Annotated in this window: 15 protein-coding genes; 8 read left to right on the top strand and 7 right to left on the bottom strand. The window is 65.2% G+C overall.

What is annotated here, in order from left to right; genetic code table 11:
- Positions 1–2: 2 nt before the first annotated feature.
- The 3 genes from BW990_RS15905 to BW990_RS15895 all read right to left on the bottom strand — a co-directional run bounded on the left by BW990_RS15905 (position 3) and on the right by BW990_RS15895 (position 3,034).
- Positions 3–977: an ABC transporter permease gene (locus BW990_RS15905; protein WP_076449521.1), complete on the bottom strand. Its 975-nt coding sequence runs from the start codon at positions 975–977 to the stop codon at positions 3–5.
- A 218-nt stretch (positions 978–1,195) separates the two neighbouring features.
- A complete protein-coding gene (locus tag BW990_RS15900) occupies positions 1,196–1,993 on the bottom strand; it encodes an SDR family oxidoreductase (protein WP_076449520.1) in 798 nt (265 codons plus the stop codon).
- Positions 1,994–2,065: 72 nt separating this feature from the next.
- Positions 2,066–3,034: a sugar ABC transporter substrate-binding protein gene (locus tag BW990_RS15895; RefSeq protein WP_076449518.1), complete on the bottom strand. Its 969-nt coding sequence runs from the start codon at positions 3,032–3,034 to the stop codon at positions 2,066–2,068.
- 305 nt (positions 3,035–3,339) lie between these two features.
- Between BW990_RS15895 and BW990_RS15890 the strand changes: the two genes are divergently transcribed.
- The 8 genes from BW990_RS15890 to BW990_RS15855 all read left to right on the top strand — a co-directional run bounded on the left by BW990_RS15890 (position 3,340) and on the right by BW990_RS15855 (position 13,155).
- Positions 3,340–5,073 carry an extracellular solute-binding protein gene (locus BW990_RS15890; RefSeq protein WP_076449516.1) on the top strand — a complete coding sequence of 578 codons (1,734 nt, stop codon included), beginning with the start codon at positions 3,340–3,342 and terminating at the stop codon, positions 5,071–5,073.
- A 30-nt stretch (positions 5,074–5,103) separates the two neighbouring features.
- On the top strand, positions 5,104–5,913 hold the full coding sequence (locus tag BW990_RS15885) for an SDR family NAD(P)-dependent oxidoreductase (protein ID WP_076449515.1): 810 nt from the start codon (positions 5,104–5,106) through the stop codon (positions 5,911–5,913).
- Between the two features lie 83 nt (positions 5,914–5,996).
- On the top strand, positions 5,997–7,295 hold the full coding sequence (locus tag BW990_RS15880; RefSeq protein ID WP_076449513.1) for a M24 family metallopeptidase: 1,299 nt from the start codon (positions 5,997–5,999) through the stop codon (positions 7,293–7,295).
- Between the two features lie 81 nt (positions 7,296–7,376).
- The gene (locus BW990_RS15875; RefSeq protein ID WP_076449512.1) at positions 7,377–8,372 is read left to right on the top strand and encodes a thiamine pyrophosphate-dependent dehydrogenase E1 component subunit alpha; all 996 of its coding nucleotides are present in this window, start codon (positions 7,377–7,379) and stop codon (positions 8,370–8,372) included.
- A gap of 113 nt (positions 8,373–8,485) precedes the next feature.
- Positions 8,486–9,481: an alpha-ketoacid dehydrogenase subunit beta gene (locus BW990_RS15870; RefSeq protein WP_076449510.1), complete on the top strand. Its 996-nt coding sequence runs from the start codon at positions 8,486–8,488 to the stop codon at positions 9,479–9,481.
- The gene (locus BW990_RS15865) at positions 9,471–10,814 is read left to right on the top strand and encodes a biotin/lipoyl-containing protein (protein ID WP_076449508.1); all 1,344 of its coding nucleotides are present in this window, start codon (positions 9,471–9,473) and stop codon (positions 10,812–10,814) included. The genes BW990_RS15870 and BW990_RS15865 overlap by 11 nt, the downstream gene beginning before the upstream one ends.
- Positions 10,815–10,829: 15 nt before the next feature.
- Complete coding sequence (locus tag BW990_RS15860; RefSeq protein WP_076449506.1) at positions 10,830–12,260, top strand: NAD-dependent succinate-semialdehyde dehydrogenase; 1,431 nt, start codon at positions 10,830–10,832, stop codon at positions 12,258–12,260.
- A 10-nt stretch (positions 12,261–12,270) separates the two neighbouring features.
- A complete protein-coding gene (locus BW990_RS15855) occupies positions 12,271–13,155 on the top strand; it encodes a 2-oxo acid dehydrogenase subunit E2 (protein WP_076449504.1) in 885 nt (294 codons plus the stop codon).
- A 60-nt stretch (positions 13,156–13,215) separates the two neighbouring features.
- Here the strand turns inward: BW990_RS15855 and BW990_RS15850 are convergent, their stop codons facing one another.
- From BW990_RS15850 to BW990_RS15835, 4 genes are read right to left on the bottom strand one after another with little or no spacing between them, the layout of a single operon-like run.
- Positions 13,216–14,214 (bottom strand): C45 family autoproteolytic acyltransferase/hydolase, encoded by a 999-nt coding sequence (locus BW990_RS15850; RefSeq protein WP_076449502.1) that lies wholly within the window; start codon positions 14,212–14,214, stop codon positions 13,216–13,218.
- A gap of 3 nt (positions 14,215–14,217) precedes the next feature.
- Positions 14,218–15,672 (bottom strand): biotin carboxylase, encoded by a 1,455-nt coding sequence (locus tag BW990_RS15845; protein WP_268794342.1) that lies wholly within the window; start codon positions 15,670–15,672, stop codon positions 14,218–14,220.
- A gap of 19 nt (positions 15,673–15,691) precedes the next feature.
- A complete protein-coding gene (locus BW990_RS15840) occupies positions 15,692–18,442 on the bottom strand; it encodes an aminotransferase class I/II-fold pyridoxal phosphate-dependent enzyme (protein ID WP_076449498.1) in 2,751 nt (916 codons plus the stop codon).
- 55 nt (positions 18,443–18,497) lie between these two features.
- Complete coding sequence (locus tag BW990_RS15835) at positions 18,498–19,466, bottom strand: carbon-nitrogen hydrolase family protein (RefSeq protein ID WP_076449640.1); 969 nt, start codon at positions 19,464–19,466, stop codon at positions 18,498–18,500.
- Positions 19,467–19,493: the final 27 nt, after the last annotated feature.

Here is a 19,493-nt window from a genome sequence, read left to right as displayed (position 1 = left end):
GTTCAAGCGATCGGTGACCAGAGCCTGCCGCGCTTGGCCGCGATATCGAGCCAGACAGCAAGGATGATGATGACCCAGGTGACGACGTACTGGACGTAGAATTGCAGACCGACGAGCAGCAGGCCGTTCTGGATGAAGCCGAGGATCAGCACGCCGATCACAGTCTTGAAGATCGTGCCCGACCCGCCCAGCAGCGACGCGCCGCCGAGGATGATCGCGGCCAGCACTTCAAGCTCGAGCCCCTGGCCCACGGTGTTCTGCGACCCCAGCGACCGGCTCGCCTGGATGAGGCCCGCGGTGGCGACGCAGAAGGACGACATCAGGTAGCACATGAAGACGACCCGCGCGCGGCGGATGCCCGAGAAGGTCGCCGCCGTGCCGTTGCCGCCCACCGCGTAGACCTTCCGGCCGAAGGGCGTCTTCGACAGCATGATGCCGAGGAAAGCCGCAAGCCCGAGGAAGATCAGGATCGGCACCGGGATGCCCAGGGCATCGCCCTGCCCGAAGACCGAGAACCACGTCCCCTCCTTGTCGGCGATGTCCATGTTCTGCCCGCCCGAATAGGTGAGCGTGAGGCCGTGGATGGCCGAGAGCATGCCCAGCGTGACGATCAGTGAATTGAGCTTGAGATAGCCCACGAGGAACCCGATGAAGGCCCCGAGGCAGAGCGTCATGGCGAACATCGCGGGGATCGCCAGCGCCGGCCCGATCTTGTCGTGCAGATCGAGCACCACGATGGTCGAGAAGGACATCATCGAGCCCACCGAGAGGTCGAGATTGCCGCTGATGACCACGAAGGTCACGCCGAGCGCCATGACGCCCAGAATGGCCGAGGACCGGATCACCCCCATGACGTTGTCGGGATCGAGAAACCGGCTGTTGGCGAGCGTGAAGCCGATCATGAAGACCGCGAAGGCGATCAGGATGCCCTGTTTCGCCAAGAAGCTTCCGATTTCCTGTTTGCTCATCGTATTCATTCCTCTCCCCTGCCGTTTTGCGCGCCCTGCAGGTCCGGGCATCGCCCGGCCTCCATCCTGCATTGCGTCGCGGCCCTGGTCCGAAGGTGCTCCGGTCCCTGTCGCGCGTCGTCCCGAAGCGCGTCCGGGACGTCTGTCAAAGCCGGCCCTGCGGCACGCGGGTGCTGCGGGACCGATCCTTCGTGGACCCGGGTCGCCGAGCGGACCCGCTGGGCGGCTCAGACCAGTGTCATGCCGCCGTCGATCATGACGATCTGTCCGGTCATGTAGTCGCTGTCGCGCGACGCGAGGAAGGTGGTCGTGCCGGTGATGTCCTCGGGCTTGGCCACGCGCCCCTTGAGGATCTCGGCCGAGAATTCCTCCATCGCCTGGCCCGGCCGCTCGGAGGCGCCGATCTCCAGAAGGTCGCGGTCGACCTCTTCCCACATCTCGGTCGCCACCACGCCGGGCGCGAAGCCCGTGACGGTGATATCGTGCTTGGCCAGATCGCGCGCGCCCGATTGCGTCAGCGACACCACGCCCCATTTGCTCGCGCAATAGGGGGCCACGTTGTCGAAGCCCTGGCGGCTCGCGATCGAGGCGGTGTTGACGATCTTGCCGGGCGTGCCCTGGCGGATGAATTGCTGCGCGGCTTCCTGCATGCCGATGAGGCAACCGAGCCCGTTCACCCGCATGATGAAATTCCAGTTCTCCTCGGTCACGTCGAGGAAGTTCATCGGCTTGTTGACGCCGGCATTGTTGAACTTGACGTCGATCTTGCCGAAAACCTCGACGGCCTTGGCGATCATTGCCTGAACCTGTTCGCGGTCGGCCACGTCGACGGCGGCCCAGGTGACCTTTCCGCCGCCCGCGGCGGCGCGATTTTCGTTTGCGGCTGCGACCTCGCGGACGCTTTCGGCGTTGATGTCGGCAAAGCAGACATCGGCGCCCTCGTCGAGCAGGGCCTCACCGATGGCGCGGCCTATGCCCCGCGCGGCACCGGTGACGATGCACGACCGACCAGACACACGGGCCATGGTCTCCTCCCAAGTCAGTTCCCAAAAGCGGATCGGGCGCGACCGAGGCCGCGCCCGACACCCGGCGCGGTCTTAGAAGACCGGCTTGGTGTAGTCGCCCATGTTGTCCTGGGTGATCTTCGGCGTGTCGAAGTAGTTCAGGAACGGCACTTCCTCGCCGTTCAGCACGTCGATGGCGGTCTGCAGCGCGGCCTCGGCGTCGTCGACCGGGGACTGGTAGATCGAGCCCCAGTACTCGCCGCGCTCCATCGCCTCGTAGCCCACCGCGAAGTTGGTGGCGCCGACGAAGATGATGCCCTCGCGGCCCGCGGCCTTGGCGGCGTTCAGCGCGCCCACGCCCATGTTGTCGTCGCCTGCATAGACGCCGTCGATGTCGTCATACTTGACGAGGAAGGCTTCCATGACCTTCTGGCTCTTCTCGCGGTTCCAGTCGCCCGGCTGGGTGTCGACCACGGTCACGTTCGGGCAGACCTCGGGCAGACGGTCCTCGAAGCCCTTGGCGCGCTCGATGGCGGTGGTGTAGCCCGGCTGGCCGGTGATGTGGACGACCTGCGCCTCGTTCTCGATGCCCATGTCCATGAACTTGTCGCACATGATCTCGGCCGAACGCGCACCCTGGGTGATGTTATCGGGGCCCGAGAAGGAGGCGACGAAATCGAAGCCGGCCTCGGCGATGTTCGAGTTGGTGACGATCACCGGGATATCCGCCTGGAAGGCCTTGCGGACGGCGGGGATCACGGCCTCGCCGTTCGTGGGCCAGATGATGATGGCGTCGACTTCCTGCTGGATCAGGTCTTCCATCTGCGCGATCTGGCGCGCCACGTCGCCGCCGGCATCGAGCACGACGGTCTCGATCTTGTCGTTGGCCTCGGCGGCCGCGATGAAGGCCTTCTCGTAGGTGGTCTGGTAGCTGTCGACACCCACGTTGTTCTGCGTGATGCCGATCTTCATGGTTTCGCTGTGCTCGGCTGCGATGGCCGCGCCACCGAAGCTGAGGGTGGCGATTGCGGTTGTTGCGGCCAAAGTGGTGCGCAGAGTCATATTCGGTCTCCTCCCGGATGATCCTGTTGAACGTATGCGCCCGGTCTCCTCCGACTGGGCGGCATCCGCCGTTCTTGCTTGAACGAGCCCCCAGAGCTTGCCCGGTCCAAGACGACCGGCGTTCTCAAATTGTGTCCATTTTGGATAATTAAATATCCATCTTGGACATTTTTCCGATACGTTCAAATTCTCGTTTTGAACAATCTGGTGAGGCTCTCGCAATGGTCGGGTCCAAGATATCCCAACCTGATGGCAGGTTACGTCACAATCTGCGCAAATACACGGAAAAGGCAGCGGCCCCGTCCATGAATGCTATGCCCGGACATACCCCCACCAGCACGGTCTCGCCCCAGGAGAAGCCCGAGATGCTGCGGGTTTTGTCCTTTCTGGAGGAATTGGGCGAGGAGACCGAGACCACAATCGACGTGGTCGAACCCAACCCCTACCTGCGCATGACGCTGCACCTGATCCGCGGCCATTTCGAGGCCAAGACGATCACCCCCACCTCGCTGATCGGCCAGGCCCGCGTGCCCTATGCCACCGCCAGCCGCCGCATGGCCGAGATGATCGAGGCCGAGCTCATCGAGCGGCGGCCCCGCACCGCCAGCGGCAAGAGCTACTCGCTGCATCCCAGCGAAAAGCTGATGGAGCAGTGGATGCAGCTTTCGGGCCGCGTGCTGCGCCTGATCGACAGCCATTTCGGCACCGCGGAGCCGGCGCCGCAGGCCAAGGATTACTTCTACGGCGGCTCCTACATGGCCGGGCAGGCGATCCCGCCGATGCAGGTTCTGGCCGAGCCGATCAAGGTCGCGGGCGGCCTGCGCGTCCTCGTGCACGGCGATCCGACCTTCATGGTCATGGACACGCTGAAGCGCCAGTTCGAACAGGCGATCGGCACGCAGATCCACCAGCGCGCCTTCTCCATCGACCGGCTGCGCGAAGAGGCCCGGCGCAACGCCGAGCGCAAGACCAGCCGGTACGACATCATCGCCGTGGACCTGCCCTGGATCGGCGGCTTCGCCGAGGAAGGCGCGCTTATGCCGCTCGACGAGGCGATGGATATCGCCCGGCTCGATCCGGCGGATTTCCACACCGCGGGCTGGAAGGCCACCCATTGGGGCGGACGGCCCTATGGCGTGCCCGCCCAGACCACGCCGGAAGTGTTGTTCTACCGCCGCGATCTCTTCGCCGAGGCGGGCCTCGACGCCCCGACCACGACCGAGGCACTGCTCGATGCGGCGCGCACCTTCCATGACCCGAACCGCGGGCGCTACGGCATCGCCTGGAACGCCGCGCGGGGCACCGCGCTGGGTCATACCGTCCTGATGACCATGGCCGATTTCGGCCAGCCGATCCTCGATCTGCCCGAGATCGCGGGCGGCTTCGGCACCGACAACCTGGCCGACCGCGACTACCGGCCCACCATCGACACCGAGGCGGGCCTGCGCGCGGCGGAGTTTCTGCTGCAGCTGCTCGAATACTCGCCGCCGGGGATCCTGTCGATGTCCTGGTACGAACGCGTCCGCCCCTATGCGGCGGGCAAGATCGCCATGGCCTACGGCTACACGCTGCTGGCCCCGTTCTTCGAGCTCGACGAGAATTCGCCCGCCCGCGGCAAGACCGGCTATCTGCCGCATCCCGCGGGTCCCGGCGCGAGCAATGTCGCACCGGTCGGCGGCTATGTCATGAGCCTGCCCGCCAACCTGCCCAAGGACCGGGTGCGCGCGGCGGTCGAGGCGCTCATCGTCTTCACCTCGCCCGAGGCGCAGAAGATGTACGTGCAGAACGGCAGCCGCACCAATCCCCGCTATTCGGTCGCGGCCGATCCGGAGGTGCGCCGCCTGTCGCCGATCTTCGAGGCCGTGGACGCGATGTCCTGGCGCGACGAGTTGCAGTTCTGGCCCCGCCCACCAGTGCCCGAGATCACCGATATCATCCAGATATGCGGCGAGGAATTTCACGAGATGCTGCGCGGGGTGACCACTCCGCGCGAGGCTTTGCGCAAGGCCCAAGCCCGGGCCGATGCGCTGTTCGACTAGTGGACCACACGATCTGAGGAGGAGAGAGAGATGGATCCCAACCGCTTGAAAGGCAAGAACGTTCTGATTACCGGCGCAGGCCGCGGCATGGGTGCCGCCAATGCCGAGGCGTTCGCGGCGCAGGGCGCCAACGTGACCGTCGGGGATCTCGATCTCGACGCGGCGCAGGGCGTGGCCGACGCCATCAACAAGGCCGGCGGCGGCAAGGCCATCGCGGTCAAGATGGATGTCACCAAGCGCGAAGACAACGCCGCCGCCGTGGCCGCCACGGTCGAGGCCTTCGGCTCGATCAATGTCGGGCTCTTCAATGCGGGCCTGAACAAGCCCCGGTTCTTCATGGATATCGATGAAGACAACTGGGACATGATCATGAACGTCAACACCAAGGCGATGTGGCTCGGCATGCAGGAGACCGCGCGCCAGATGATCAAGCAGGGGCCGATGGAGGATCACCCCTACAAGCTCATCAACGTGGGCTCGATCGCCTCGCGCAAGCCGCTGGTGGACGTGACGGTCTATTGCACGTCCAAATATGGCTGTCTCGCGCTCACCCATTGCGGCGCGCTGGCCCTGTCCGAGCACAACATCACCGTCAACGGCTATGCGCCCGGCGTCGTGGTCACGCCGCTCTGGGAGCAGCTCGACAAGGACCTCGTGGATATCGGCTTCAAGCAGAAGGAAGGCCAGGCCTACGAGGACATCGTGCGCGATGCGCTGCAGATCAAGCGCGTCTCCTACCCCGACGACATCACCGGCACCGCGTCGTTCCTGTGCAGCGACGACAGCGACTACATGACCGGCCAGATGATCCACATCGATGGCGGCTGGTGCATCCAGTGACGCCATGAGGTGCGCCCGGCGCACCACCCTCGGAACCCCTTGACCCGCGATGCGCGGCTGCTGCGCATCCCATGGAGATGATTATGTCCAGAGCCCTGATGCCCAACCTGCTCACCCCCCAGGACCTCGAACCGAACTGGGAATGGCGTGAACGCCTGCCCGCCTCGGGCCACATGTCGGTCGATTTCGAACGCCGGATCGACCATGACCGCCTGCGCCGCTACCGGCTCGCGCGGACCCGCCAGTCGCTGAAGAACAGCCAGGCGGGCTCGCTCCTGCTCTTCGACGTGAACAACATCCGCTACGTCACCGCCACCAAGATCGGCGAATGGGAACGGGACAAGATGTGCCGCTTCTGCCTGCTGACCGGCGATGATTCCCCCTATGTCTGGGATTTCGGCTCTGCCGCCGTGCATCACAAGCGCCATTCCGACTGGCTCGAGCCCGATCACTGCCTTGCCGGCGTCGTCGGCATGCGCGGCACGATCCCGCCCGATTTCGGCCTGATGCGCAAATACGCCAAGATGATCGCGCAGATGATCAAGGATGCGGGCATGGCCAACATGCCGGTCGGCGTCGACTATGCCGAAACGGCGATGTTCCACGCCCTGCTCGAGGAAGGCATCAACGTGGTCGACGGCCAGCAGATCATGCTCGCCGCCCGCGAGATCAAGAACTGGGACGAGATCCAGCTTCTGACCCAGGCGGCCTCCATGGTCGATGGCGTCTACCACATGATCTACGAAGAGCTGAAGCCGGGCATCCGGGAGAACGACATCGTCGCCCTGTCCAACAAGATGCTCTACGAGATGGGGTCGGACGACGTCGAGGCGATCAACGCCATCTCAGGCGAGCGCTGCAATCCGCATCCGCACAACTTCACGGATCGCTATTTCCGTCCCGGCGACCAGGCCTTCTTCGACATCCTGCAATCCTATCAGGGCTACCGGACCTGCTATTACCGGACCTTCAACATCGGCCGCGCGACGCCCGCGCAGAACGATGCCTACGTGAAGGCCCGCGAATGGATCGACGCCTCGATCTCGATGATCAAGCCGGGCGTCACCACCGACAAGGTGGCCGAGGTCTGGCCGACCGCCGAAAGCCTCGGTTTCCCGAACGAGGACGCGGCCTTCGGCCTGCAATTCGGCCACGGGCTCGGCCTTGCGCTGCATGAGCGGCCGATCATCTCGCGCGCGATCAGCCTCGATCACCCGATGGAGATTCAGACCGGCATGGTCTTCGCGCTGGAGACGTACTGCCCGGCGACGGACGGTTATTCGGCCGCTCGGATCGAGGAAGAGGTGGTGGTGACCGAGACGGGTTGCGAGGTCATCTCGCTCTTCCCCGCCGAGGATCTGCCCATCGCGAACCGCTACTGAGCAGCGGATCGCAGATTGCCCCGCGGCTCCCTCCCTGCCGCGGGGCACCTCATTCGCCAAAACGCGCCCCGAGAGGACAAAATGGCCAAATCGAAGCACAATACCGAAGATTACCTGCAGATGTACCGCCAGATGGTGCGCATCCGGACCTTCGAGGACAATGCGAACCAGCTCTATCTCTCGGCCAAGATGCCGGGACTGACCCACATGTATTCCGGTGAGGAAGCCGTTGCCGTGGGCATCTGCGAAGCGCTGGAAATCACCGACAAGATCACCTCGACGCATCGCGGCCACGGCCATTGCGTGGCCAAGGGGGCCGAATTCAAGGAGATGTTCTGCGAACTTCTCGGCAAGGAAGAAGGCTATTGCCGCGGCAAGGGCGGCTCGATGCATATCGCCGACCAGTCGAACGGCAATCTCGGGGCCAATGCCATCGTCGGCGGCTCCATGGGGATCGCCACGGGCTCGGCCTTCACCTCGAAGATGCTGGGCACCGGCGATGTGACCGTGTGCTTCTTCGGCGACGGCGCGACCGCGCAGGGCCTCTGGTACGAGGTCATGAACATGGCCGCGCTGTGGAACCTGCCCGTCATCTATGCCTGCGAGAACAATGGCTATTCGGAATACACCAAGACCGAGGAGATCGCCGCGGGCTCCATCACCGCGCGGGCCGAGGCCTTCGGCATCGAGGCGCATCAGGTCGATGGCCAGGACGTGCTCGCCGTGAACGAGCTGACCCAGAAGCTGGTGGCCCGCGCGCGCAAGGGCGAAGGCCCGTTCTTCATGGAGCTGATGACCTATCGCTACCACGGCCACCACGTGGGCGACATCAACCGCGAATATTACCGCTCCAAGGACGAAGAGAAGGATTGGAAGGACAATCGCGACCCGATCATCCGCTTCCGCGGCTGGATGGTCGAGCAGGGCATCGCCACGGAGGAGGAGATCGAGGCGATGAACGCCGAGATCAAGGCCGATGCCAAGGCCGCCGTCGAATACGCGCTCGAAGCGAAATATCCCGACGTCTCGGAAGTGGACATGCATGTCTATGTGGGCGTCGAGCACGCGCTGGCCTGACATGCCGCGCCTGTCCGCCATCACCAATCATTTCGGCCCGGGCCTCGTCCGGGACCACCGCCAAGAATGTGCCGCCGCCCCCGGCCCCCGGCACCAGAGGGAGGACTAACCCCATGCGACAGATCACCCTGTCCCAAGCCGTCAACGAGGCGCTCGCCGAGGAAATGCGCCGCGACGAGACCGTCTTCATCATCGGCGAGGACGTGGCCGAGGCGGGCACGCCGTTCAAGGTGCTCGCCGGCCTCGTGGAGGAATTCGGCACCTCCCGCGTCGTCGACACCCCCATCGCCGAGCCGGGTTTCATGGGGATCGCGGTCGGCGCGGCCATGACCGGCACCCGGCCCGTCGTCGACCTGATGTTCGGCGATTTCATCTATCTCATCATGGACCAGCTCTGTAACCAGGCGGCCAAGACGCACTACATGTCGGGCGGCAAGCTCAAGGTGCCGCTGGTCCTGCGCACCAATCTCGGCGCGACCCGCCGCTCGGCGGCGCAGCATTCGCAATCGCTGCATGCGCTCGTGGCGCATATCCCAGGGCTCAAGGTCGCCATGCCCTCCTCGGCCTACGAGGCCAAGGGCCTGATGAAGACCGCCATCCGCGACGACAACCCGGTGGTGATCTTCGAAGACAAGCTCATGTACAACGACAAGGCCCCGGTGCCCGAAGAGGAATACCTGATCCCCTTCGGCGAGGCCAATATCAAGCGCGAGGGCACCGACATCACCCTGATCGGCACCTCCTCGATGGTGCAGGTCTGCGAGAAGGCCGCCGAGATCCTCGCGGGCGAAGGCATCTCGGCCGAGGTCATCGACCCGCGCACCATCGTGCCGCTAGACGAGGCGACGCTGCTCAAATCTGCGCGCAAGACCTCGCGCGTGATCGTCGTCGACGAGGGCCACCAGAGCTACGGCGTGACCGGCGAGATCGCGAGCCGCATCAACGAGAAGGCCTTCTACCACCTCGACGCGCCGGTGCTGCGCATGGGCGCGATGGACGTGCCGGTGCCCTTCAGCCCCGCGCTCGAGGACATCACCGTGCCGACGCCCGAGGGTGTCGCCGAGAACGCGCGCCGCCTGATGTCGGGGGAGATGATCCATGCCGCTTGAGGTCATCATGCCCGCCCTCGGCATGGCGCAGGACACGGGCCTCATCGTCTCTTGGCACAAGGAGCCCGGTGACAAGGTGGCCGAGGGCGACGTTCTGTTCGAGGTGGAAACCGACAAGGCCACGATGGAGGTCGAGGCGCAGGGCGCGGGCTTTCTGTCCGACGTGCGCGCCGGGGCCGGCGACGAGGTGCCCGTGGGCAATGTCATCGCCGTGATCGCCGACAGCGCGGAAGAGGCTTCCAGCGCCCCGGCCCCTGCTTCCGAAGAAAAGGACGCGCCCGCCGCAGCGGAGCCCGCCGACGACGCCCTGCCCGAGGGCGAGGCGGTCATCATGCCCGCCCTCGGCATGGCGCAGGATTCGGGCCATATCGTCGCCTGGCACAAGGGTCCGGGCGACGCGGTCAAGGCCGATGACGTGCTCTTCGAGGTGGAGACCGACAAGGCCACGATGGATGTCGAGGCAGGCCATGACGGCTTTGTCGCAGCACTTCTGGCCGAGGCGGGCGAGGATGCCCCGGTGGGCGAGCCCATCGCGATCATCTCCGCCGAGAAACCCGCCAATCCCGTGAGCCGCAGCCGCAAGGCAGGCGCGGCCCCTGCCCCGGCGCCGAAAGCCGCGCCCGCCGAGGACGCGCCCAAGGCCGAAGCCAAGAAATCCGCCCCGGCGAAAGCGGCGCCCACAAAACCAGCCAAAGCGGCTCCGACCGCAGAAGGCGGGCGCATCCTCGCCTCTCCGAAGGCGCGCCGTCTGGCGCTGGAACAGGTGCTCGACCTGAACCGCCTCGTGGCCGAGGGCCATCCGCAGCCCTATCACGCCGCCGATATCGAGGTGCTGAAGGGCCTGCCCGCCGAGATGGCCGGGCCCCAGGGTGCCGCACCGGGGGCCGCCGCGCGGCACCTCACGGCGCGGATCGAGACCGAGGGCTTCACCGAGTTCGCCGCCTGGGCTGCCGCCGAGACCGGCCTCAAGGACGCCGCCGCGCTGATGGCGGGCCTCGCCGCGGCAAGCCTCGACCGGGGCGATGTGACCGTCGCGGTGGAGCAGTTCGGCGCAACACGCCTCTACAAAGTGCCCGACGGGCCGTTCGGTGGCATCACGCCCGCCGACGAGGACGCCGCACCCGACCTCATCCTGCGCGATCTGCGTCTCAGAGCCGTGCAATCGGTCACGCTCGGGGCCGAGGACGCGCCGGTCCTGACGCTGCTGTCGCAGGGCGCGGGCCTGACCATCGCGCTCGAATGCGGCGCGGGGCAGCTCTCTGCCAGCGCGGCCGTCACCCTTCTTACCAATTTCGCAGGCCGGATGGAGCTGCCGCTCCGCCACCTGCTTTAAACCGGGAGATCCGACATGGAATTCACCGACCTCTACATCAACGGCAAATGGGTGCCGGGTGCCGCGAAGGAACGCTTCGACGTCATCAACCCCGCCACCGAAGACTCCATCGCCTCGGTCGCTTCGGCCGAGATCTCCGACGCCAATGCCGCCCTCGACGCTGCTGAAGCCGCGATGAAGGACTGGGCCGCGCGCACGCCGCGCCAGCGCTCGGAAGTGCTGCGCAAGGCGTGGGAACTGATGACCGCGCGGCTCGAGGATTTCGCGCATTACATCACGCTCGAGAACGGCAAGGCGCGCAACGACGCGATGGGTGAGGCCACCTATGCCGCCGAGTTCTTCCGCTGGTTCGCCGAGGAAGCGGTGCGCGCCGACGGGCTTCTGACCCATGCGCCCGCCTCCGGTGCGCGGATCATGGTGCAGCACAAGCCCGCGGGCCTTGCCGTGCTGGTCACGCCCTGGAATTACCCCGCCGCGATGGGCACGCGGAAGATCGCGCCGGCGCTCGCCGCAGGCTGCGCGGTCATCATCAAGCCCGCCTCCGAGACGCCGCTGACCATGCTGGCGCTGATGCCGCTTCTGGAAGAGGCGGGCGTGCCGCCGGGGCTTGTGAACGTGCTGCCGTCGAAGCGCACCGGCGCGCTTGTCGATCACATGCTGCACGACCCGCGCGTGCGCGTCGTTTCCTTCACCGGCTCCACCGGCGTCGGCGTGAAGCTTCTGCATTCCGCCGCCGACCAGGTGCTGAAACCGGCGATGGAGCTGGGCGGCAACGCCCCGCTTCTGGTGTTCGAGGATGCCGATCTCGACGTCGCCGTCGAAGGCGCGATGCTCGCCAAGATGCGCAATCTCGGCGAAGCCTGCACCGCCGCCAACCGCTTCTACGTGCACGAGGCGGTGGCCGAGGAATTCACCAAGAAGTTCACCGCCGCCATGGCCGCGCTCAAGGTCGGCGACGGCACGGACCCTTCCGTCGATGTGGGACCGCTGGTGAACGCGCAGACCCGCGACAAGGTCGCCGAATTCGTGGCCGACGCGGTGGCCAAGGGCGCCAAGGTGCAATGCGGCGGCGAAACGCCCGGGGGCAAGGGGTTCTACTACCCGCCCACGGTGCTCTCGAACGTCTCCGAAGACGCCGAATGCGTGCATGACGAGATCTTCGGCCCGGTCGCCGCGATCCAGACCTTCACCGACCAGGAAGACGTGATCCGCCGCGCCAACGACACCGAATACGGCCTTGTCGCCTATGTCTTTTCCGAGAACATGAAGCGCGCGCTGCAGGTTTGCGAACGGCTGGAATACGGCATGGTCGGGCTCAATCGCGGCCTCGTCTCGGACCCGGCGGCGCCCTTCGGCGGCGTGAAGCAATCGGGCCTCGGGCGCGAGGGCGGCCACGAGGGCATGCTCGAATTCATGGAAACGCAATATATCTCGGCCAGCTGGTAAGGGGGCGGATATGAGCCACGTCATCGCATCGCCCTCGACCCGCGCCCGTGCGCTGGAAAAGGGCATCGACATCGAAAAACGCGCGGCGGAACTGGGCCGCTCGACCATCGGGCGCGAGGATCTGGAAGGCGGAGCCGCGCCGGCCCCGGCCGCGGCCAAGGCCGACACCTCTTATTGGGACGTGGACCATGCGGCCTACGGCCCCGTGAGCGAAGAACCGATGAGCCGGTTCGCCCAGCTTGCCGCGGCCAATCTCGCGGCGGCCAATGCGCTCATCCCGCAGGTCACCCATCACGACCGCGCCGAGGTCACCGCCATCGAGGCGCTCCGCCGCCAGCTCAAGCCCGAGGCGCAGGCGCGCGGCGTGAAGCTCACGGCGCTGGCCTTCCACGTCAAGGCGCTGGCGCGCGCGCTTCGCGAATTCCCGCGTTTCAACGCCTCGCTCTCGCCCGACGGCAAGACGCTGGTGCTGAAGGATTACGTTCATATCGGCATCGCCGTGGACACCGCGCACGGGCTCATGGTGCCGGTCATCCGCGACGCGGACCGCAAGAAGCTCTGGCAGATCGCCGCCGAGATCACCGATCTCGCCAGTCGCGCGCAGAACCGCAAGGTCGGCCCCGACGAGATGGGCGGCGCGTCGATGACGATCACCAATCTGGGCGGGATCGGCGGTATCGGTTTCACCCCCATCGTGAACCCGCCGGAACTCGCGATCCTCGGCATCACCCGCACCGAGACGGTCACCGTCTGGGACGGCGATACGCCGCGTCCGGTTCCGATGGTGCCGCTCGATCTGAGCTACGATCACCGGGTGATCAATGGCGCCGACGCGGCGCGCTTCGTGAGCTACCTGGCCGGCCTCATCGCCGATCCGCGCCGGATGATGGTCTGAGTTGAAGACCGGGCGCGCCGCCCGCCGGCGCGCCGGAACCCGTCACAGCGTGGGGACCTGTCAGAACTGCGCCTGCCGCGCGGCGGTGGGACCGGGCATGCTCAGCGCGACGCTGTCCTCTTCGAAGACATCGAAGCTCTTTTCCCAAACCCGCCCGGGCCATTGCAGCTCGAGCGCGCGGCGGCGCGGGCGATAGGCCGCGGTGTAAAGCGTGCCGAAGCCCGACGTGAAGGCCGTCGAATAAAGCGGCGGCTTCAGGAAGGCGCCGATGAACTTGGCCTGCGTCTCGGGATGCAGGGTCAGGCGCTGAAGCAGGAAACGCTCCCGCTCCACCGTGGCGGTGAAGCGCGCATGGCTCGTCCATTCCACCCGTTCCTGATGGTTCGTCGCCACCGCCGCATGGGTTAGCAGCGTCGGGCGGTCCGGAGTCAGATAGGCGGTGAGAAACCGCCGCCTCTCGTCGAGCACTGTGACGTTGTAACTCATGTGGCAGGGGATGCGCGTCAGCACGTCGCCCGCCTCTTCGGTGGTGGTGCAGGTCTGCAGGATGTAGCGCAGGATCAGCGGCACGCCGAAGCCCTGACCGACCTCGCGCCGCCCCCCGAAGGTCAGCGACACAACGAGGCCCGCATCGTTGATGCCGTCCACCAGCCCGAACAGCCCGTCCGATGTGCCGATCACCCCGCGCCCCTGCCAGCGCGTCTTCAGCACGATCGCGTCGAAGGCGTCCGGATTGTAATCGTAGTTCCGCACCAGAAGCGGATCGTCACCCGGCCAGATCGCTTGGCTGCAGCCCGCGAGGTAGCGTGGCGGGCAATAGAAGCTCAGAAACCGCGCTGCCGAGTCGCTGCCGCCCGCCAGTTCGCACAGCTCCTCGTAGAGATCCGCGATCTCGGGCATATGCGTACGGATCGCCCGGCGGCTTTCCAGGTAGGTCGGACGGCTCCGCAGCCCCTCGCGCGCCCACCACGCATGGTAGGACGGCCAGTAATCGGCGAACAGCCCGGCCCATTTCGGCCCGGGCTGATCCTCGGATATGGCGCGGAAGACAAGGGCCATGGCCTACATGATCTTGAACGCGGGATCCTGAAGCGCCTGGGCCGAAGGCAGGGGCCGCGCCGAGAACGCGTTCTTGATGCCGTCGATCCAGTTGCGCGACTTATCGGTGAGCTGGAAGTTCTTGGTCATCGACCGGCCCCGCGTCACCAGGATGCCCAGATCGGCGCCCTCGTAGCGGTAATCGCCCGCCTTGGAGATGCGCAGGAAGAAGGCCTCGTCCTCGCCCTCGACGGCGCGGCGGTGATAGTCGAACCGGTCATAGACCACCTGCCCGTCCGGCAGCATCTTGTAGATGCCGGTCTGCGGCGCGTGGGTGATGATATCGACATTGTCGTCGGTGTGCTTGATGACCATCTGGCTCCAGCTGTCGATCATGTCCGGATCCGACCAGCGCGCGTTCAGCTCGTCCACGTCGAACTGGAACGGCTTTTTCGAGAATTCGAGCAGGTGGAACAGGAACAGCGGCGCATCCGCATGGGCGAAGGCGGCGTGGTTGGTCATCGACGAGGCGCCGGTGATGCGCGGATTGAGCTCACCGAGCCAGATCTCGCCGGTCTTCTTGTCGATCAGGAAATCGAGCTCGAAATACCCGCGATAGCCTTCCTTGCGCAGCTGTTCGCCGAACTTGAAGGTCAGCTCGCGCGCCTGGTTGCGGGCCTTGGGCGGGAAGGCGGTGGCGAAGATCTCGTTGCCGCACCAGCCGCCGCGATAGGGCGTCAGCTCCTTGAAGCCCACAAGCTCGGTCATGAGCGGGCCGACGATGGTGCCCTGGCTCGTGCAGCAGCCCTCGATCGCCGAGCCGCGGCAATCGATGCGCTTCATGATCTTGATCTCGCCCTCGCCCACGATCTCGTGCTCGTGCTTGCGGAAATCCGCCTCGGACTTGATGAAGAAGGTGGTGTGGCCGCTGTCGCCGAAGGCCGATTGCAGCACGAGGTCGTCGCCGAGGTTGTTTTCCTTGCAGACCTCGCGCAGCTGTTCGTAGCTTTCCACGACCGACAGGGCGTTCGGCACCGAGGGCACGCCCGCCTTGTTGCCGATGCGCACGGTCTCGATCTTGTTGTCCATGTTCTGGCGCATCTTGGCCTTGGGGAACCAGACTTCGCCGCCCAGCTCCTTCACAAGCTTCTCGGTGGTCTCGTCGAACATCAGGAAGACGAATTTCGGCTTGCCGCCGCGCGCCTTCACGTAGTCGACCACTTCCTTGTGCTGCAGCAGGTAGTTGTTGATGTCCTCGATCGACTGGAATTCGTCATGGGGCATCTCGGAGGGCACCAGCACGTTCGGGTGCCGCCCGTCGAAGCAATCCATGTAACAGATATACTTGAAATTCTTGGTCCATTCGTCGAGGCCCAGCAGGTTGAAGTTGGTGGCCGAGACGAAATAGATCGGGTCCTGGTTGGTGTGGAAATACCTGCGGATCTCCGAGATATTCTTCAGCGTCTTCTTCGGCATCAATCTGTCCTCTCTGTCGTGTTCACGATTTTTTCTTGAGGCTCTTCAGAGCCTTGGGGGTGAATACCCGCAGACCGAGATCGGGCCGGTAGCCGTGGATCTCGCTCACGTCGAGGGCGCGCATGAAATGCAGGATCTCGGGCGACATCACCTGCCCCGGCACCAGGATCGGGAAGCCCGGCGGATAGGGGATGATGAAGGAGGCCGAGACCAGTTCCTCGCCGTCCTCGAGCCGCTTCATCAGCGCGTCGTCGAGGTCGAGATAATCGCAGTTCTCTTCCTCGTAGGCGAGGAAGAAGGCGGAGCGGATATCGCCCTCCGCGGTCTCCCCGCCGGAGCGGAACGCGTCATGGAAGCGCGAGAAATCAGGCAGCGGCGGCACGTCCTCGATGAGGTTCTTCACCCGCTTCTCGAACGAACGCCGCTCCATCTTTGAGGCATCGTCGAGCAGGTCGTCGAGATCGTTCGCGATCTCCACCAGAACCTCGATCAGATAGGCGACCGAGGACCGCGTCGTGCCGATATTGGTCATGAACAGCACGGAATTGCGCGAGGTCTTGTTGATCTGGATGCCGTACTTATCCATGAGCACCTTCGTCTTGAAGGTGTCGCCGTCCCAGCCGGTGCCGCCCACCGCCAGCGTGACGCGGGTCGGATCGAGCACGAACTCGTCCTTGGCCCAGATCTCGGACTTGTCGGACCAGCCGTCCTTGGCGTCGAAATAGCTCGTGACGCCGCTTTCGCGGTATTGCTCGGGGATCATGTCGCCCGCGGTCAGCACCTTGAAATACTTCGACAGAAGCGGATGCGTGGCCACCGCGCGGCGGATCGCCATGGCGCTTTCGATCTGGCGCTGGACGAATTCGAAGCCCTCGAGCTCCACCTGCCGGCGGCCCACGTCGAGCGAGGCGATGATCTGGTAATTGGGCGAGGTCGAGGTATGCGTCATGTAGGCCTCGTGGAAGGCCTGCTCCACCTCGCCTTTGAAGTCCATGTCGTTGACGTGGATCATCGAGCCCTGCCGCAGCGCGGTCAGCGTCTTGTGCGTCGATTGCGTCGCATAGGCCCGCACGCGCGCCGTGGGCGGCGGCAAGAGGCGCGTCTTCAGCAGCGTCTCCTCGGTGGCATCCTTGAGTGCCTCCTGCTGGGCGGCGTAGGCCTCGGCGTGCTTTTCGGATTTCAGCTTCTCGCGCAGCCGGTTCGCCACATCCATCGCGGTGCGCTGGCGATAGGTCGGCCCGAAGCGCGCAAAGGCGAACCACGCCTCGTCCCAGAGGAAGACGAGGTCGGGCTTGATGGCGAGGCATTCCTCCATCACCCGCTCGACGTTATAGACCAGTCCATCGAAGGTGCAGTTGGTCAAGAGCACCATGCGCACGCGGTCGAGCTTGCCCGCCGCCTTCATCTTGAGAAGCGTGTGCTTGATCTCGTGGATCGGCACGGCGCCGTACATGGAGAATTCATGCAGCGGATAGCTGTCCATGTAGCAGACATTGGCGCCCGCCAGCACCATGCCGTAATGGTGCGACTTGTGGCAGTCGCGGTCCACCAGCACGATATCGCCCGGCCGGATCAGCGCCTGCACGACGATCTTGTTGCAGGTCGAGGTGCCGTTCGTCGCAAAGAAGGTTTGCTTGGAGCCGAAGGCCCGCGCGGCCATGTCCTGCGCTTCCTTGATCGTCCCCTTGGGCTCGAGAAGGCTGTCGAGCCCGCCGGACGTGGCCGAGGTTTCGGCAAGGAAGATGTTGGGCCCGTAGAAGGCCCCCATGTCCTGGATCCAGTGGCTGCGCGAAATCGACTTGCCGCGGCTGATGGGCATGGCATGGAAGACGCCCGTCGGCTGCTTGGAATATTCCTTGAGCGCGGTGAAGAACGGCGTCTTGTAGCGCCGGTTCACGCCCCGCAGGATGTTGAGGTGCAGTTCCAGGAAGTCTTCCTGGTTGTAGAAGACCCGGCGGCACTTGCCGAGGTCCATGCCCGCGATGTCCTCCGCCGAGCGGTCGGTGATGAGGTAGGCGTCGAGCTCGGGGCGCACCTTGGCGATCAGCCGGCAGGCTTCGGGGCCGTATTCATGCGGCTCGATCGCGTCCATGTCCTCGGTCACGGTCAGGTGGTTGAGGTATTGCTGGACGATCGGCAGTTCGTTCTTGGATTTCAGCGTGAGCCCCGGGCGCACGATGACCGCCTGGACGTTGTGGTTGAACAGGATGCCCATGAGCGCATCCTCGAGGCTCGGCACCACGACTGCCTCGTAGATGAAGCTGTCCTCGGCCCGGCGCATCCGGTGCAGGTTGTTGCGCAGGAAGCGTTCCTGGTGATCGTTCACGTTGTCGACGATCAGCACCTCGAAATAGGGCCGCCCCAGCGCGCGATCCTCGGGCGCGAGGGCGCTTTCATCCTCGAAATCCTCGTTGTCGATCTCTTCGGTCGAGAGCGGGATGGACCGCCGCCGATAGGCGCCCGAGGTCAGCGCGCGCGCGACCCGGCGCACCGAGACGACGAGATCGTCGATATTGCGCGCTTCGAGCATCCGCCGGAGATGCTCGAAGGAATGCGAGCCCGGGAAGGCCCAGTATTTCTCGATCGGCGCGAGCGCATCGAGCAGCGCCCGCGCCGATTCCAGAAGTCGCTTGCCCTGCCGACCCTCGGTGCCGTGGATCTGCAGGGATTCGGCACATTCGCGCAGCGCGGACCAGCGATCCGCCCGAAGCTGGGTGGCGCTGTAATAGTCACTGATCGACGGAAGATCCGTTCCAGGTTTCTGTACGTTCATCTTGATCCTCCATTGTCCCGGTCATGGTGCCGGGCGCGATACGTGCCGTTTCGTTTCAGTGGGTGCCGGTGCGGCCCTTGAAGACCGGTGCGGCCAGAGTGGCGTCCCCGGCGATCCGTTCCTGCGCCAGCGCGCTGCGGGGATCGGCCATGTCGACGCCTGCGCGCGAGCCCTTGTGCGGCGTCTGCAGCGGACCCAGCGTGTTGAGATAGCTGTCGACCCCGCTCGTGCGGTCATAGACCGAGAATTCGGCCTCGCGGTCGCGGAAGCTCTTCAGCACCTGGCCGAGACCCTTGAGGCCGGTTTCCCGCTGGCGGCGGACGATGTCGAGGTCGATCTCGATCGGGAACATGTCCTCCTGCCCCGCCGATTGGTGCAGCACCGTGGACGAGGGATCGACCACCAGCGACCGGCCGACGCCGCCTGCACCCAGACCGTTCACGTCGATCACGTAGCACTGGAACTGCGCCGCCGTGGCCTTGGCGATGGAGATCTCGGCCTCGCGGTCGGTGGTGCCGGTCAGCACCGGGTGCAGCAGCACCTCGACGCCCTGGCTGGTCAGCTGGCGCGTGGTCTCGGGGAACCACATGTCGTAGCAGATGGACAGGCCGAACCGGCCCACGTCGGGCACGTCGAAGACGCAGAAATCGGTGCCCGAGGCGATGCCCTGCTCATAGGGCTTGAACGGGAACATCTTGGAATACTTGCGGACGATCTCGCCCTCGGGATTGATCACCACGGAGGTGTTGAAGATGCGCCCGTCGGGCATCTTCTCGAACATCGAGCCGGGGATGAGCCAGATGCCGTAGCGGCGGGCATCCTCCTGGAACTGCGCCAGCGCATCGTTCGGGAAGGGCTGGGCGTATTGGTCGAGCGGGCCGTAGGGCGCCAGTTCGGAAAACAGGACCATCTGGGTCCAGGGGAAGCGCGCCATCAGGATGTCGATGCGGTGGCGCATGGCCTCCACGTTCGAGTGAAGCGCTGAGACATGCATCTGCACACCGGCAATTGCAAAGGGAGTCATATAGGCCAAAGCCTCCTTGGGAGTTGC

The organism is Roseivivax lentus, assembly GCF_900156805.1.
GTDB lineage: Bacteria > Pseudomonadota > Alphaproteobacteria > Rhodobacterales > Rhodobacteraceae > Roseivivax > Roseivivax lentus.
Note: the sequence above shows the minus strand (reverse complement) of the source record. Positions and strands in the feature narration are given on the sequence as shown.

Excerpts from the sequence above, each read along its gene's own strand:
- BW990_RS15885 (WP_076449515.1), top strand. The coding sequence starts at position 5,104 with ATGGATCCCAACCGCTTGAAAGGCAAGAACGTTCTGATTACCGGCGCA.
- BW990_RS15875 (WP_076449512.1), top strand. The coding sequence starts at position 7,377 with ATGGCCAAATCGAAGCACAATACCGAAGATTACCTGCAGATGTACCGC.
- BW990_RS15840 (WP_076449498.1), bottom strand. The coding sequence starts at position 18,442 with ATGAACGTACAGAAACCTGGAACGGATCTTCCGTCGATCAGTGACTAT.
- BW990_RS15895 (WP_076449518.1), bottom strand. The coding sequence starts at position 3,034 with ATGACTCTGCGCACCACTTTGGCCGCAACAACCGCAATCGCCACCCTC.
- BW990_RS15870 (WP_076449510.1), top strand. The coding sequence starts at position 8,486 with ATGCGACAGATCACCCTGTCCCAAGCCGTCAACGAGGCGCTCGCCGAG.
- BW990_RS15835 (WP_076449640.1), bottom strand. The coding sequence starts at position 19,466 with ATGACTCCCTTTGCAATTGCCGGTGTGCAGATGCATGTCTCAGCGCTT.
- BW990_RS15905 (WP_076449521.1), bottom strand. The coding sequence starts at position 977 with ATGAATACGATGAGCAAACAGGAAATCGGAAGCTTCTTGGCGAAACAG.
- BW990_RS15855 (WP_076449504.1), top strand. The coding sequence starts at position 12,271 with ATGAGCCACGTCATCGCATCGCCCTCGACCCGCGCCCGTGCGCTGGAA.
- BW990_RS15900 (WP_076449520.1), bottom strand. The coding sequence starts at position 1,993 with ATGGCCCGTGTGTCTGGTCGGTCGTGCATCGTCACCGGTGCCGCGCGG.
- BW990_RS15890 (WP_076449516.1), top strand. The coding sequence starts at position 3,340 with ATGAATGCTATGCCCGGACATACCCCCACCAGCACGGTCTCGCCCCAG.
- BW990_RS15880 (WP_076449513.1), top strand. The coding sequence starts at position 5,997 with ATGTCCAGAGCCCTGATGCCCAACCTGCTCACCCCCCAGGACCTCGAA.
- BW990_RS15865 (WP_076449508.1), top strand. The coding sequence starts at position 9,471 with ATGCCGCTTGAGGTCATCATGCCCGCCCTCGGCATGGCGCAGGACACG.
- BW990_RS15860 (WP_076449506.1), top strand. The coding sequence starts at position 10,830 with ATGGAATTCACCGACCTCTACATCAACGGCAAATGGGTGCCGGGTGCC.
- BW990_RS15850 (WP_076449502.1), bottom strand. The coding sequence starts at position 14,214 with ATGGCCCTTGTCTTCCGCGCCATATCCGAGGATCAGCCCGGGCCGAAA.